General features: G+C 53.7%; 10 protein-coding genes and 1 pseudogene. 5 read left to right on the plus strand and 6 right to left on the minus strand.

The genetic code is table 11. The features are described 5' to 3' along the window. Positions 1-91: 91 nt before the first annotated feature. The 3 genes from parC (at position 92) to ftsP (ending at position 4,767) form a co-directional block, all read left to right on the plus strand. Positions 92-2,350: a DNA topoisomerase IV subunit A gene (gene parC / locus HV302_RS04055; RefSeq protein ID WP_181626945.1), complete on the plus strand. Its 2,259-nt coding sequence runs from the start codon at positions 92-94 to the stop codon at positions 2,348-2,350. A 195-nt stretch (positions 2,351-2,545) separates the two neighbouring features. Further along, positions 2,546-3,283 carry a 1-acylglycerol-3-phosphate O-acyltransferase gene (plsC, locus tag HV302_RS04060; RefSeq protein ID WP_016154509.1) on the plus strand — a complete coding sequence of 246 codons (738 nt, stop codon included), beginning with the start codon at positions 2,546-2,548 and terminating at the stop codon, positions 3,281-3,283. Positions 3,284-3,354: 71 nt separating this feature from the next. Then, positions 3,355-4,767 carry a cell division protein FtsP gene (gene ftsP, locus HV302_RS04065; protein ID WP_016154508.1) on the plus strand — a complete coding sequence of 471 codons (1,413 nt, stop codon included), beginning with the start codon at positions 3,355-3,357 and terminating at the stop codon, positions 4,765-4,767. 16 nt (positions 4,768-4,783) lie between these two features. On the opposite strand, the gene HV302_RS04070 is transcribed toward ftsP, so the two are convergent. Next, positions 4,784-6,259 carry a TrkH family potassium uptake protein gene (locus tag HV302_RS04070; protein WP_181626946.1) on the minus strand — a complete coding sequence of 492 codons (1,476 nt, stop codon included), beginning with the start codon at positions 6,257-6,259 and terminating at the stop codon, positions 4,784-4,786. A gap of 199 nt (positions 6,260-6,458) precedes the next feature. Here HV302_RS04070 and HV302_RS04075 point away from each other — a divergent pair, with 199 nt between their 5' ends. Next, complete coding sequence (locus HV302_RS04075) at positions 6,459-8,630, plus strand: YgiQ family radical SAM protein (protein ID WP_003024532.1); 2,172 nt, start codon at positions 6,459-6,461, stop codon at positions 8,628-8,630. Positions 8,631-8,715: 85 nt separating this feature from the next. On the opposite strand, the pseudogene HV302_RS04080 reads toward HV302_RS04075, so the two are convergent. The 3 genes and pseudogenes from HV302_RS04080 to yqhD form a co-directional block, all read right to left on the minus strand. Continuing rightward, positions 8,716-8,896, minus strand: a pseudogene (locus tag HV302_RS04080) (hypothetical protein); the annotation flags it as partial. A 48-nt stretch (positions 8,897-8,944) separates the two neighbouring features. Next, positions 8,945-9,772 (minus strand): 2,5-didehydrogluconate reductase DkgA, encoded by an 828-nt coding sequence (gene dkgA / locus HV302_RS04085; protein ID WP_016154506.1) that lies wholly within the window; start codon positions 9,770-9,772, stop codon positions 8,945-8,947. A gap of 306 nt (positions 9,773-10,078) precedes the next feature. After that, positions 10,079-11,242 (minus strand): alcohol dehydrogenase, encoded by a 1,164-nt coding sequence (gene yqhD / locus HV302_RS04090; RefSeq protein ID WP_003838168.1) that lies wholly within the window; start codon positions 11,240-11,242, stop codon positions 10,079-10,081. 193 nt (positions 11,243-11,435) lie between these two features. Here yqhD and HV302_RS04095 point away from each other — a divergent pair, with 193 nt between their 5' ends. After that, the gene (locus HV302_RS04095; protein WP_029139662.1) at positions 11,436-12,335 is read left to right on the plus strand and encodes an AraC family transcriptional regulator; all 900 of its coding nucleotides are present in this window, start codon (positions 11,436-11,438) and stop codon (positions 12,333-12,335) included. Between the two features lie 77 nt (positions 12,336-12,412). Here the strand turns inward: HV302_RS04095 and yghB are convergent, their stop codons facing one another. Next, a complete protein-coding gene (gene yghB / locus HV302_RS04100) occupies positions 12,413-13,072 on the minus strand; it encodes a DedA family general envelope maintenance protein YghB (RefSeq protein WP_046276174.1) in 660 nt (219 codons plus the stop codon). Positions 13,073-13,203: 131 nt separating this feature from the next. Further along, complete coding sequence (gene metC, locus HV302_RS04105) at positions 13,204-14,391, minus strand: cystathionine beta-lyase (protein ID WP_016157474.1); 1,188 nt, start codon at positions 14,389-14,391, stop codon at positions 13,204-13,206. Between the last annotated feature and the right edge of the window lie 9 nt (positions 14,392-14,400).

The raw sequence follows: 14,400 nt of genomic DNA on the forward strand, positions 1-14,400 counted from the left end.
TTTTCTTTGTGACTCAACACGCCAGATAGGGTAGTATCTGCGGCAATATTGCCCTTCAATAGAGGGGTACAAAGTTGAGGAACCACGATTAATGAGCGATATGGCAGAGCGCCTGGCGCTGCATGAATTCACGGAAACCGCCTATCTGAACTACTCCATGTACGTCATCATGGACAGGGCGTTGCCGTTTATTGGCGATGGTTTGAAACCCGTTCAGCGTCGCATCGTGTACGCGATGTCCGAACTGGGGCTGAATGCCAGCGCCAAATTTAAAAAATCCGCCCGTACCGTCGGTGACGTACTGGGTAAATACCACCCACACGGCGACAGCGCTTGTTATGAAGCGATGGTACTGATGGCGCAGCCGTTCTCTTACCGTTATCCGTTGGTCGACGGGCAGGGGAACTGGGGGGCGCCGGACGATCCGAAATCCTTCGCGGCGATGCGTTATACCGAATCCCGCCTGTCTAAATATGCGGAAGTTCTGCTGGGTGAACTTGGCCAGGGAACGTCGGACTGGGTGCCAAACTTCGACGGCACCATGCAGGAGCCGAAGATGCTGCCTGCGCGTCTGCCAAATATTCTGTTGAACGGCACGACCGGTATTGCCGTTGGTATGGCGACGGACATTCCGCCACACAACCTGCGTGAAGTGGCGAAAGCGGCGATTACCCTGATTGAGCAGCCGAAAACGACGCTGGATCAGTTGCTGGACATCGTGCAGGGGCCGGATTACCCGACCGAAGCGGAGATCATTACCTCGCGGGCAGAGATTCGTAAGATTTACGAAAACGGACGCGGCTCTGTACGTATGCGCGCGGTATGGACGAAAGAAGACGGCGCGGTGGTGATTTCCGCACTGCCGCATCAGGTTTCCGGGGCAAAAGTGCTGGAGCAGATCGCCGCTCAAATGCGCAATAAAAAGCTGCCGATGGTAGACGACCTGCGCGACGAATCGGATCACGAAAACCCGACCCGTCTGGTGATTGTCCCGCGCTCCAATCGTGTGGATATGGAGCAGGTGATGAACCACCTGTTTGCCACCACCGATCTGGAAAAAAGCTACCGCATCAATCTGAATATGATCGGTCTTGATGGTCGTCCGGCGGTGAAAAATCTGCTGGAGATCCTCACCGAATGGCTGGCGTTCCGCCGCGATACCGTACGTCGTCGCCTGAACTATCGTCTGGAAAAAGTACTTAAACGCCTGCATATCCTTGAAGGTTTGCTGGTGGCGTTCCTCAACATTGACGAAGTAATCGAAATTATTCGTCATGAGGATGAACCTAAGCCCGAGCTGATGTCGCGGTTTGGCATTTCCGAAACCCAGGCTGAAGCCATTCTTGAGCTGAAATTGCGCCACCTTGCCAAACTCGAAGAGATGAAAATCCGCGGCGAGCAGGATGAGCTGACGAAAGAGCGCGATCAGCTGCAAGGCATTCTGGCTTCCGAGCGTAAAATGAGTAACCTGCTGAAGAAAGAGCTGCAGGCTGATGCCGAGGCTTATGGCGACGAACGCCGCTCTCCGCTGCAGGAACGTGAAGAAGCGAAGGCGATGAGCGAGCACGACATGCTGCCGTCAGAGCCAGTGACCATTGTGCTGTCTCAGAGTGGTTGGGTGCGTAGCGCGAAAGGCCACGACATTGATGCGCCGGGATTAAGCTATAAAGCGGGCGACAGCTTTAAGTCTGCGGTGAAGGGTAAGAGCAACCAGCCGGTGGTGTTCGTGGACTCGACCGGACGCAGCTACGCCATCGACCCGATTACGCTGCCGTCGGCGCGTGGACAGGGTGAACCGCTGACCGGGAAGCTCACGCTGCCGCCGGGCGCGACGGTTGAGCACATGCTGATGGAAGGCGACGATCAGAAACTGCTGATGGCATCCGATGCGGGTTACGGTTTTGTCTGCACCTTCAACGACCTGGTAGCTCGTAACCGTGCTGGTAAGGCATTGATTACGCTGCCAGAAAATTCGCGCGTTATGCCGCCGGTTGTGATTGAAGATGAAACCGATATGCTGCTGGCAATCACTCAAGCCGGTCGCATGTTGATGTTCCCGGTAAGCGATTTGCCGCAATTGTCAAAAGGCAAAGGGAACAAGATTATCAATATCCCTTCAGCGGAAGCGGCGAAAGGCGAAGATGGCCTGGCGCAGCTCTACGCGCTGCCGCCACAAAGCACGCTGACTATCCACGTCGGTAAGCGCAAAATTAAACTGCGTCCTGAAGAGTTGCAGAAAGTGACCGGCGAGCGTGGCCGTCGCGGTACGCTAATGCGTGGTCTGCAGCGTATCGATCGCATTGACATTGACTCGCCTCGACGCGCCAGTCACGGCGACAGCGAAGAATAACGCTACCGTCCGGCTCTCCCTGTTTTAGCCCGGGGAGAGCCAACGTTAAAAATTCCCGTGAAACCGTTGTTTATTCGTGCGTTGCGATTAACAATACGCTTTTCCAGAGAGCCGCCCTTAACAAAGCCCTAACCTGATACTGCGTGATGAATCAGGTGACGTAAAATGCCAGGCTCTTAGGCCTCAGAGGTTGTTATGCTATATATTTTTCGTTTAATCATTACTGTTATTTACTGCGTTCTGGTCTGTATTTTCGGTTGCATATACTGTCTGTTCAGCCCACGAAATCCAAAACACGTCGCAACGTTCGGTCATATGTTTGGCCGCCTGGCTCCCCTTTATGGCCTGAAGGTTGAGTGCCGCATGCCGGCAGACGCGCAGAACTATGGTAATGCTATCTATATTTGTAATCATCAGAACAACTATGACATGGTTACCGCTGCGAATATCGTTCAGCCGCCGACGGTGACGGTAGGTAAAAAAAGCCTGTTGTGGATCCCATTCTTCGGGCTGCTGTACTGGTTAACCGGCAACCTGCTGATTGACAGAAACAACCGTACCAAAGCGCACAGCACCATTGCGGCGGTGGTGAATCATTTCAAAAAACGTCGTATTTCTATCTGGATGTTCCCGGAAGGAACGCGCAGCCGTGGTCGCGGTCTGCTGCCGTTTAAAACCGGCGCGTTTCATGCGGCGATTGCGGCGGGTGTCCCGGTTATTCCGGTGTGCGTTTCAACCACCTCGAATAAGATAAAACTCAACCGACTCAATAATGGTCTGGCGATTGTAGAGATGTTGCCGCCGGTGGATATTAGCCACTTTGGCAAAGATCAGGTTCGTGAACTGGCAGCACATTGCCGCACGCTGATGGAACAAAAAATCGCAGAACTCGATAAAGAAGTTGCTGAGCGGGAAGCCGCCGGTAAGGTTTAATCCGCGCAATTCGGGTTTGTTACAGGAAAAGATTTCCTGCGTGTTAATCGCCAGTTTTTCATGGAGTTTATATGTCATTCAGTCGGCGTCAGTTCATTCAGGCATCGGGGATCGCACTGTGTGCAGGTGCTGTTCCGCTGAAGGCTAATGCTGCCGGTCAGCAACAACCGTTACCCGTACCTCCGCTGCTGGAGTCCCGTCGGGGGCAGCCGTTATTTATGACGCTGCAACGCGCCCACTGGTCCTTCACGCAAGGCACGCGCGCACCTGTCTGGGGGATTAACGGTCGCTACCTGGGACCGACGATCCGCGTCTGGAAAGGGGATGACGTCAAACTTATCTACAGCAACCGTCTGACTGAAAATGTGTCGATGACTGTCGCTGGATTACAGGTGCCAGGCCCGCTGATGGGCGGCCCGGCGCGCATGATGTCCCCTAATGCAGACTGGGCACCAGTGCTGCCGATTCGCCAGAATGCCGCTACGCTGTGGTATCACGCCAATACGCCAAATCGTACTGCCCAGCAGGTTTATAACGGTCTTGCCGGGATGTGGCTGATTGAAGATGAAGTGAGTAAATCACTGTCTATTCCCAACCACTACGGCGTGGATGATTTTCCGATCATTATCCAGGACAAGCGTCTGGACAACTTTGGTACGCCGGAATACAGCGAACCTGGCAGCGGAGGTTTTGTCGGTGATACGCTGCTGGTCAACGGGGCGCAAAGCCCGTATGTCGAAGTCTCTCGCGGCTGGGTGCGTTTGCGTTTGCTGAACGCTTCAAACTCGCGTCGTTACCAGTTGCAAATGAGCGATGGCCGCGCGCTGCATGTGATTTCCAGCGATCAGGGCTTTTTACCTGCGCCCGTTTCGGTGAAGCAGCTCTCGCTGGCGCCTGGCGAGCGCCGTGAGATCCTGGTGGATATGACTAACGGAAATGAGGTCTCTATCACCTGTGGTGAGGCGGCCAGCATTGTCGACAGGATCCGCGGATTCTTTGAGCCTTCCAGTATTCTCATCTCCACGCTGGTATTGACGCTGCGCCCGACGGGTCTCCTGCCGCTGGTGACCGACAGTCTGCCAATGCGCCTGCTGCCAACGGAAATCCTCAGTGGTTCACCGATTCGCAGCCGTGATATCAGTCTGGATGACGATCCCGGCATCAACGGTCAGCTGTGGGACGTCAACCGCATGGATATTACCGCTCAGCAGGGCTCCTGGGAGCGCTGGACGGTACGAGCGGATATGCCTCAGTCTTTCCATATCGAAGGCGTCTCGTTCCTGATCCGTAATGTGAATGGCGCAATGCCGTTCCCGGAAGACCGGGGCTGGAAAGATACCGTCTGGGTCGACGGCCAGGTTGAATTACTGGTCTACTACGGACAACCTTCCTGGGCTCATTTCCCGTTCTACTTTAACAGTCAGACGCTGGAAATGGCGGATCGTGGCTCGATCGGACAGATGTTGGTGAACCCGGCACCGTAATGCGCCGGAGTTTCCGTTACGCCCGCCAGAACATGCGCGAGAACAGGATCAGAATTGGGTAAATCTCCAGACGCCCCATGATCATGGCCGCGCACATCAGAAGTTTTGCCTCCTCGTTTAAGGTGCCAAACGTCGTTGCGGTGATGCCAAACCCCAGCCCCATGTTATTGATGCAGGCGGCAACGGTGGCGAAAGAGGAGAAGAGATCGTAGCCCATCAGATTGAGCGCCCAGATAAAAAAGCTGGTAAATAAAACGTAGAGAAAGAAAAAGCTCCATACCGAACGCACTACTCGGTCGCTTACCACGTTATTGCCCACTTTGATATTCAGCAGGGCGCGAGGATGCGCGAGCTGATGTAACTCCTGACGGCATTGCTTGAACATAATCAAAAAACGCAGCACCTTAATCCCCCCGCAGGTCGAGCCGACACAACCGCCGAAGAAACTGGCGCTGAGCAGCATGAATATCGTGTGCGAAGGCCACTGCGCATAATCCGCCGTCGACAGGCCATTATCTGTCAGCATCGAACTGGCCAGAAAAAAGGCATGCACCAGGCTGTCCGTTATCCCGTACATACCCGCCCGCCAGACCTGCCAGGTGGCGATCAGGGTGACAAGCAGCGCAATAAGCAGAAAGAAACGCAGCTCGGCATTACGACGAAAGGGCTTAAAGGTACGTTTCACAATAGCTACGTACCAGAGGGTGAAGTTAAACGCAGACAGCAGTGAAAACAGTCCGGCGACTAACTCAATAGCGTGGCTGTTATAAAAGCCGATGCTCTCACTACGGGTGGAAAATCCGCCGAGAGAGACCGTCGACAGCCCGTGGCATAAGGCATCGAAAAACGACATCCCGGCAACCCAGTAGGCCAGAGTACAAATAAGGCCGAGAATGACGTAGGTCAGCCACAGCGTACGAGCGGTATCAGCAAGCCTTGGCGTGAGGCGTTCTTCTTTAAAGGGACCTGGCATTTCAGACTGATACAGCTTCATACCACCAATACCCAGCAGGGGTAATACCGCCACGGCAAGGACAATAACCCCCAGGCCGCCAATAAAATTGAGCTGAGCCCGATAGTACAGATACGATTTCGGCAAGGCGCTGACGTCGTCAATTACCGTAGCGCCAGTGGTGGTTATCCCGGAAACCCCTTCGAACAGGGCATCGGCAAAGGAGAGATTTAAGCCATCGTCCATCCACATCGGCATGGCGCTGATAAACGAAAACAGCAGCCAGAACAGGACGATAATGACGAAGCCATCCCGGGTTCGGAGTTGAATTCCTGCATGTTTGGTTGCCAGCCACGCTCCACCGCCGAGGGTAAAGAACGTCATAAATGTGCTGAAAAAGGCGAAAAAGCTCCGCTCTTTATTTAACAGAGCAATGACCATCGGCGGCAGCATGGAGAAGCTGTAGAGAAGAACCAGAAATCCGCACAGGTGAACAACTACCCGTAACTGGGAAATATGCAGTGAATCGTTGAGTCGCAATGAAAAATCCCCCGCCGAAAAAGAGTTATCTCAGCTGGCCGGCATGGTGTTAATTATGAATGATAAAAATGGGCGTCGTAAAATTTAACAATTTAAATCACTTTCTACTTGTCTGACTCAGACTCCACTTCATTTCTTGCCGACATACAGCGTATAATCCCCGGCCTTTGATTATTTTTTTACCATTTTTGGAAGCACTATGAGCGCAATATCCCTGATCCAGCCGGACAGAGACCTTTTCTCCTGGCCGCAGTACTGGGCTGCCTGTTTTGGCCCGGCACCATTTTTGCCGATGTCACGCGACGAAATGGACCAACTTGGCTGGGATAGCTGCGACATCATTCTGGTTACCGGCGATGCATACGTCGATCATCCCAGCTTTGGCATGGCAATTTGCGGCCGTATGCTGGAAGCGCAGGGCTTTCGTGTTGGGATTATCGCCCAGCCGGAGTGGAACAACAAAGACGATTTTATGCGTTTGGGTAAACCGAACCTGTTCTTTGGTGTAACCGCAGGCAACATGGATTCGATGATCAACCGTTATACCGCCGATCGCCGACTGCGCCATGACGATGCTTATACGCCAGACAACGTGGCGGGCAAACGCCCGGACCGCGCGACGCTGGTCTATACCCAGCGCTGTAAGGAAGCATGGAAAGATGTGCCGGTTATTCTCGGCGGTATTGAGGCCAGCCTGCGCCGTACCGCGCACTACGACTACTGGTCTGATACCGTTCGTCGCTCCGTGCTGGTGGATTCAAAAGCCGACATGCTGATGTTCGGTAACGGCGAACGTCCGCTGGTGGAAGTGGCGCATCGTCTGGCGATGGGTGAAACTATCGATCAGATCCGCGACGTGCGTAACACCGCGATTATGGTTAAAGAAGCGCTGCCGGGCTGGAGTGGGGTGGATTCCACGCGTCTCGACACGCCGGGCAAAATTGACCCGATCCCGCATCCATACGGCGAGGATTTGCCGTGTGCCGACAACAAACCTGTCGCACCGAAAAAGCAGGAAGCGAAAGCGGTAACTGTACAGCCGCCGCGCCCGAAACCGTGGGAAAAAACCTACGTGCTGCTGCCGTCCTTCGAAAAAGTGAAGGGCGATAAAGTGCTGTATGCACATGCGTCGCGCATCCTGCACCACGAAACCAACCCAGGCTGTGCGCGTGCGCTGATGCAAAAGCATGGCGATCGCTACATCTGGATCAACCCGCCAGCCATTCCGCTCTCTACCGAAGAAATGGACAGCGTCTTTGCGCTGCCGTACAAGCGCGTGCCGCATCCGGCGTATGGCGACAGCCGCATTCCGGCCTATGAGATGATCCGTTTCTCGATCAACATTATGCGAGGCTGTTTTGGCGGCTGCTCGTTCTGTTCGATCACCGAGCACGAAGGCCGCATTATCCAGAGCCGCTCTGAAGATTCGATCATCAATGAAATCGAAGCTATTCGCGACACCGTTCCGGGCTTTACCGGCGTGATTTCCGATCTCGGCGGCCCAACGGCGAACATGTATATGCTGCGCTGTAAGTCACCGCGTGCGGAGCAAACCTGCCGTCGTTTGTCATGCGTCTACCCGGATATCTGTCCGCATATGGATACCAACCACGAGCCGACGATTAACCTCTATCGCCGTGCGCGTGATTTGAAAGGCATTAAAAAGATCCTTATCGCTTCAGGTGTGCGCTATGACATCGCGGTTGAAGATCCGCGCTATATCAAAGAGCTGGCGACCCACCACGTGGGCGGCTATCTGAAGATTGCGCCAGAGCATACTGAAGAAGGCCCGCTGTCGAAGATGATGAAGCCGGGGATGGGCAGCTACGATCGCTTTAAGGAATTGTTCGACACCTACTCTAAACAGGCCGGTAAAGAGCAGTACCTGATCCCGTACTTTATTTCTGCGCATCCTGGGACGCGTGACGAGGATATGGTGAATCTGGCGCTGTGGCTGAAGCAACGTCGTTTCCGTCTGGATCAGGTGCAGAACTTCTATCCATCACCATTGGCGAACTCCACAACCATGTATTACACCGGGAAAAACCCGCTGGGTAAAATTGGTTACAAGAGTGAAGACGTGGTGGTGCCGAAAGGTGATAAACAGCGTCGTCTGCATAAAGCGCTGCTGCGTTACCATGATCCAGCCAACTGGCCGTTAATCCGCCAGGCGCTGGAAGATATGGGTAAAAAGCATCTGATCGGTGGTCGTCGCGAATGTCTGGTTCCGGCGCCTACGCTGGAAGAGATGCGCGAAGCGCGTCGCCAGAACCGTCATACCCGTCCGGCGTTGACCAAGCACACGCCTGTGGCGCATCAGCGCCAGACGCCTGCCGCGAACAAAAAACGAGGGAAAGTAGCAGGGCGCTAACCTGTCTTGCCCGGGAGTGAAATGTTTACCGGGCCTGAAAGACCGTCGGCCGGATAAGGTGCCATCTGGCGGAAGTGTTCAGTAATTATGCCTCACGAATTCTGGCCGCTAATGCGGCCAGTTTTGCATCATCCGCCCGTTCACGATCGTGTGACGACAGATATCCTTCATACTGCTCGAAAAATTTGTTCTGCTGCGATTCAATCGGCTTCCAGTGGGGCAGAACGCATGGGACTCAATTAGCTGTGCACGTGGTCTACGCCGAAATTCAAATCAGTAAAGGCCCGACGAGATGTCGGGCAGGAGAGAAGGGGTTAACCGCCGAACTGGTCCGGGTCTGGTCCCAGACGTTTGCCCTGATCGAGCTTTGCGATTTCGCCTAATTCATCTTTATCCAGGCGGAAGTCCCAGACGTTAAAGTTTTCTGCGATACGCGCAGGGGTGACTGATTTCGGAATAACCACCAGGCCGCTATCCAGATGCCAGCGGATGACAATCTGCGCCGGTGATTTGCCATATTTCTCCGCGAGATCGCGGATAATCTTTTGATCAAAGACGTCTTTGCCGCCCTGCGCCAGCGGGCTCCAGGATTCGGTCTGGATTTTATGCGTTGCGTTCCAGGCGTGCAGTTGGCGCTGTTGCATAAGTGGGTGAAGTTCTATCTGGTTAATCACCGGAGGTACGCCGGTTTCATCCATCAGACGCTGGAGATGATTGATCTGAAAGTTACACACGCCGATGCTCTTAATCAGTCCTTCTTTTTGCAGATCGATCATGCTTTCCCACGCTTCAACGTAGTGGTCGATCGCCGGAACTGGCCAGTGCATCAGATAAAGATCAAGGTAATCGAGCTGGAGTTTCTCCATGCTTTCGAGCAAGGCTTCCCGAGGGCGTTTCTGGTCATCATTCCATAGCTTGGTGGTGATGAATAACTCTTCCCGCGGTACGCCCGCATCGCGTATTGCTTTGCCGACACCTTCTTCGTTTTTGTACGCCGCAGCGGTATCAATTGAGCGATACCCCACTTCCAGCGCTTTATGAATGGCGGTGATGACCTCTTCGTTACTTGCCTTCCAGACCCCCAGGCCCAGCTGCGGCATGACGTTACCATCCTGTAGTTTAATAATGGTTGGACCGGTCATAATTCCTCCCCTGAATTGAGTTTACCGAGGCAAGCCCCGGTAAGTTAGGTGTGACTTAAGTCTGGCCTATCCTCGTCATACTTCAAGCTGCATATGCGTTGGCTTTATTACTCGACCCATCCATGGGCCTCGTCCTTTCAAGGCCGCTGCAAGCAGCGTTCAAATCTGCTCCCGGCAGGTTTGTCGTTTCACCCCCAGTCACTGACTTATGTAAGCTCCTGGGGATTCTCTCCTTTGCTGCCTTTATGCAACTCGAAATATTTAGAATATAAATACCCAAAAATGAAAGGCGGAGGTGAAAAAAACTTAGCGGGCAGCTTCGTAAATCCGACGGCTGACCTCGAGCGTAATGTCCTGATGTTCGCCCAGTTTCGTACCGCCGTGCGCTTGCAGTTTTTCCAGTAGCGCTGGGATGGAGCTACCGTCCAGGCCGTAGTCAGACAGACGAGTCGGTACGCCCATTTGTTCGAAGAAAGCGCGGGTTGCGGCAATAGCGGCGTCGATGCGTTGGTCATCGGAACCTTCGGTGATATTCCAGATACGCTCTGCGTATTGCAGCAGTTTGGCACGTTTGGTATCGCGTTTTTCATTCCACAGCGCTGGCAGAACGATAGCCAATGTTTGAGCATGATCCAGACCGTGCATTGCGGTCAGTTCGTGGCCCAGCATATGCGTTGCCCAGTCTTGTGGTACGCCTGCGCCAATCAGACCGTTCAGCGCCTGGGTTGCCGCCCACATAACGTTCGCACGCACGTTGTAATTTTCCGGCTCCTGCAATGCTTTCGGGCCTTCTTCTACCAGCGTAAGCAGAATACCTTCAGCAAAGCGATCCTGAATTTTCCCGTCTACCGGATAAGTCACATACTGCTCAACGGTATGTACGAAGGCATCTACGACGCCGTTCGCAACCTGACGCGGCGGCAGGGTATAGGTGTAAACCGGATCCAGCACGGCAAATACCGGCTGCACAAATGGGGTCATAAAGGCCAGCTTATCGCCGGTGGTTTTACGCGAAATGACCGCGCCGGAGTTAGATTCAGAGCCGGTTGCTGGCAGGGTTAATACGGAGCCCATCGGGATAGCGCTTGTTACGTCGTTGCCGTGGGTTTCCAGAATGCGCCATGGATCGATGCCGTCAGCGTATTGTGCCGCCGCCGCGATGAATTTGGTGCCATCCAGCACCGAACCGCCGCCTACCGCCAGCAGGAACGTCACTTTCTCATCACGCACGATTTTTACCGCGTTCATCAGCGTTTCATAAGACGGGTTCGGCTCAATACCGCCAAACTCCAGCACGTCCAAGCCTTTCAGCGCATCCTGAACCTGTGCCAGGACACCGGTTTTTTTCACGCTACCGCCGCCATAGGTAACCAATACGCGAGCATCCTGAGGGATTTGATCGCGCAGCTCAGCAATCGCACCTTTACCAAACAGAATGCGGGTTGGGGTATGGAGATTAAAGTTGTTCATTGCTCGTTCCCTTATGTGGGTAAAAAAGAGGGCAGGAGGGTGTCTGCCGGATGATGAACATTGTGGTCGTCAGCCGCGCTGCTCTCAATGCTCATTTCTGCCGATGTCTTGCCCATTTCTACAGACTGCTGGAGAAAACGGATAAATCTGCGCATTATGTCAGGGTTGCAAACCGATGATGAAATGGTGCTCTATGAACCGTGATGAGATCTGCCTTCTGCTGACAGATAAAATTAAGCAGCTGAAAAACAATGAAAATAAACTCAGCGAACTGCTGCCAGATGTCCGCCTGCTGCACGGCACTGAGCCGGCAGCGCGTACACCGGTAATGTATCAGCCAGGAATCATATTTCTCTTTTCGGGACATAAAATTGGTTATATCAATGAACGTGTATTTCGTTATGACGCCAACGAATACCTGTTGCTAACCGTACCGTTACCCTTTGAATGTGAAACGTATGCAACGCCGGAGGTTCCCCTGGCCGGTATCTACCTGAATGTCGATATTCTGCAATTGCAGGAGCTGTTGATGGACATTGGGGAAGATGAGCTGTTCCAGCCCGCCATGGCGGCCAGCGGGATCAACTCCGCGACGCTTTCTGACGAAATACTGTGCGCCGCTGAGCGCCTGCTGGATGTGATGGAGCGACCGCTGGATGCGCGTATTCTGGGGAAACAGATTATTCGCGAGATCCTCTACCATGTGCTGACCGGGCCGCGCGGCGGCGCATTACTGGCGCTGGTCAGTCGCCAGACGCATTTCAGTTTGATAAGCCGTGTGCTAAAGCGCATTGAAACCAAATACACCGAAAATCTCAATGTCGAACAGCTGGCGGCAGAAGCGAACATGAGCGTGTCGGCGTTTCATCATAATTTTAAAGCGGTGACCAGCACGTCGCCGCTGCAATACCTGAAGAGCTATCGTTTGCATAAAGCACGGATGATGATGATCCACGACGGGATGAAGGCCAGTGCAGCCGCCATGCGCGTCGGCTATGAGAGCGCATCGCAATTCAGTCGGGAATTCAAACGTTTCTTTGGCGTAACGCCGGGGGAGGATGCGGCCAGAATTCGAATGATGCAGGGGAGTTAAACTTACTCAGCGCTGGCCTGATAAGCGAAACGTCATCAGGCGAAAATGCCGGGGGAACCCCGGCCTACGGTTAATACTCAGGCGCTACAGTATTTTTTTTTAATCACGACAAACAGGGTACCCAACAGACCCGCGGTTAACAGGACAATCGGCAGGATCATTAAAAAGGTCATCACCTGATCTTCATGGCGTTTGACGAACGGGATCATGCTCAGCGCATAGCCAAAGCCGGTGACGACGGTGACCCACAGCAGACCGCTCAGCCAGTTAAAAAACTGGAACCGACGGTTTGGCAGACCCGAAATTCCCGCCATTGTTGGCAGCAAGGTACGAACGAATGCCAGGAAACGCCCAGCCAGCAGTGCCATCAGCCCGTGTTGGTCAAACATGCAGGTAGCGCGCTGATGATATTTATCAGGTAATTGCGCCAGCCAGCCTTTTACCGTCCGTGTGTTGCCCAGCCAGCGTCCCTGAATGTAGCTCAGCCAGCAGCCCAGACTGGCTGCGGCAGTCAGAATAGCTATGGTAGGTATAAAACTCATCACGTCCTGAGCGATCAGCGCCCCTGCCAGCAATAACAGGCTGTCTCCGGGTAAAAAGGAGGCAGGCAGCAGGCCATTTTCTAAAAACAGTGTGGCGAACATTACGAAGTACACCACGCTCACAACGTGCGGATCCGCCAACGCGGCAAAATCGTGTTGCCAAAGCGCGGAGACAATATCTTGAATGACTACCATGGACTTTCCTGTGGAACAGCGTTTATGTGCGGATTGTACTCCTGAATTGTCCGGGATGCCTTGATCCCGGACGCAACAATTGCAGACTTTTCCACCAGAAGTGTCTGCATATATGTCCATCTATGGCAATTTTACTCGATTCGGGCAAATCCTGCGGCCAAATCGGCAATCAGATCGTCAACATTCTCTAAACCGATATGCAAACGGATGAGCGTTCCACTGAAGTCCACCTCGCCTTGCGGACGGATTGCCGCAATGTGTTCCGGCTGATTAGCGAGAATCAGCGACTCAAATCCGCCCCAGGAGTAGGCCATGCTGAACAGACTGAAGTGGTCCAGATACGCGGCCAGCTCTTCATGATTTAGTTTCTTATTCAATACAAATGAGAACAGTCCGCTGCTGCCGGTGAAATCACGCTTCCAGAATTCGTGGCCTTTACTGCCGGGCAGCGCGGGGTGGTTCACGCGGGCGACCTGCGGATGGCTGGCCAGCCACTCGGCGACCTTTAAGCTGCTTTCATGATGTTGGCGCAGGCGAACGCTTAGCGTACGCAGTCCGCGGCTGGTCATATAGGCGGTATCGGCGTCCAGCATTTGCCCCATCAGATAGGCATTTTCGCGCAGTTGATCCCAGCAACGGGCATTAGCTACCGCAGTGCCGACCATGGCGTCGGAATGGCCAATCAGATATTTGGTGCCAGCCTGAATAGAAATATCGATGCCAAAATCCAGCGCTTTGAACAGCACCCCGGCAGCCCAGGTGTTATCAATTATGATGATCGCATCCGGCGCGACGCTTCTGACGGCGGCAACAATAGCAGGAACATCATGTACTTCCATGGTGACAGAGCCGGGAGATTCCAGAAATACGACTTTAGTGTTCGGCTGTATGTGCTTCACAATATCGGCACCAACCAGCGGATCGAACCATCCGGTGGACACGCCGAGTTTGCCGAGAATTTTGGTGCAGAAATCTTGGCTGGGTTCATAGGCGGTGTTGGTCATCAGCACATGATCCCCTTGTTCCACAAAGGCGAGGATGGTGTTGGCAACGGCCGCCGCGCCGCAGGGGAACAACGCGCAACCCGCGCCGCCTTCCAGTTCACACATTGCCTCTTGCAGGGAAAAATGCGTCAGGGTTCCGCGACGTCCATAGAAAAGCGCACCGTTAGCACGGTTGTGCGTAGCCTGCTTTTTGGCCTCTACGGTGTCAAACACTAGCGAAGAAGCGCGCTGGATCACGCTATTTACCGCGCCCAGCGTGTACTTTTTACTGCGTCCTGCGTGAACGAGTTTGGTTTCAAGTTGCTTATCTGCCATGTCGTCTTA

The sequence above is a fragment of the Citrobacter sp. RHBSTW-00859 genome (genome assembly GCF_013729795.1).
GTDB lineage: Bacteria > Pseudomonadota > Gammaproteobacteria > Enterobacterales > Enterobacteriaceae > Citrobacter > Citrobacter braakii.

Excerpts from the sequence above, each read along its gene's own strand:
- parC (WP_181626945.1), top strand. The coding sequence starts at position 92 with ATGAGCGATATGGCAGAGCGCCTGGCGCTGCATGAATTCACGGAAACC.
- plsC (WP_016154509.1), top strand. The coding sequence starts at position 2,546 with ATGCTATATATTTTTCGTTTAATCATTACTGTTATTTACTGCGTTCTG.
- ftsP (WP_016154508.1), top strand. The coding sequence starts at position 3,355 with ATGTCATTCAGTCGGCGTCAGTTCATTCAGGCATCGGGGATCGCACTG.
- HV302_RS04075 (WP_003024532.1), top strand. The coding sequence starts at position 6,459 with ATGAGCGCAATATCCCTGATCCAGCCGGACAGAGACCTTTTCTCCTGG.
- dkgA (WP_016154506.1), bottom strand. The coding sequence starts at position 9,772 with ATGACCGGTCCAACCATTATTAAACTACAGGATGGTAACGTCATGCCG.
- yqhD (WP_003838168.1), bottom strand. The coding sequence starts at position 11,242 with ATGAACAACTTTAATCTCCATACCCCAACCCGCATTCTGTTTGGTAAA.
- HV302_RS04095 (WP_029139662.1), top strand. The coding sequence starts at position 11,436 with ATGAACCGTGATGAGATCTGCCTTCTGCTGACAGATAAAATTAAGCAG.
- yghB (WP_046276174.1), bottom strand. The coding sequence starts at position 13,072 with ATGGTAGTCATTCAAGATATTGTCTCCGCGCTTTGGCAACACGATTTT.
- metC (WP_016157474.1), bottom strand. The coding sequence starts at position 14,391 with ATGGCAGATAAGCAACTTGAAACCAAACTCGTTCACGCAGGACGCAGT.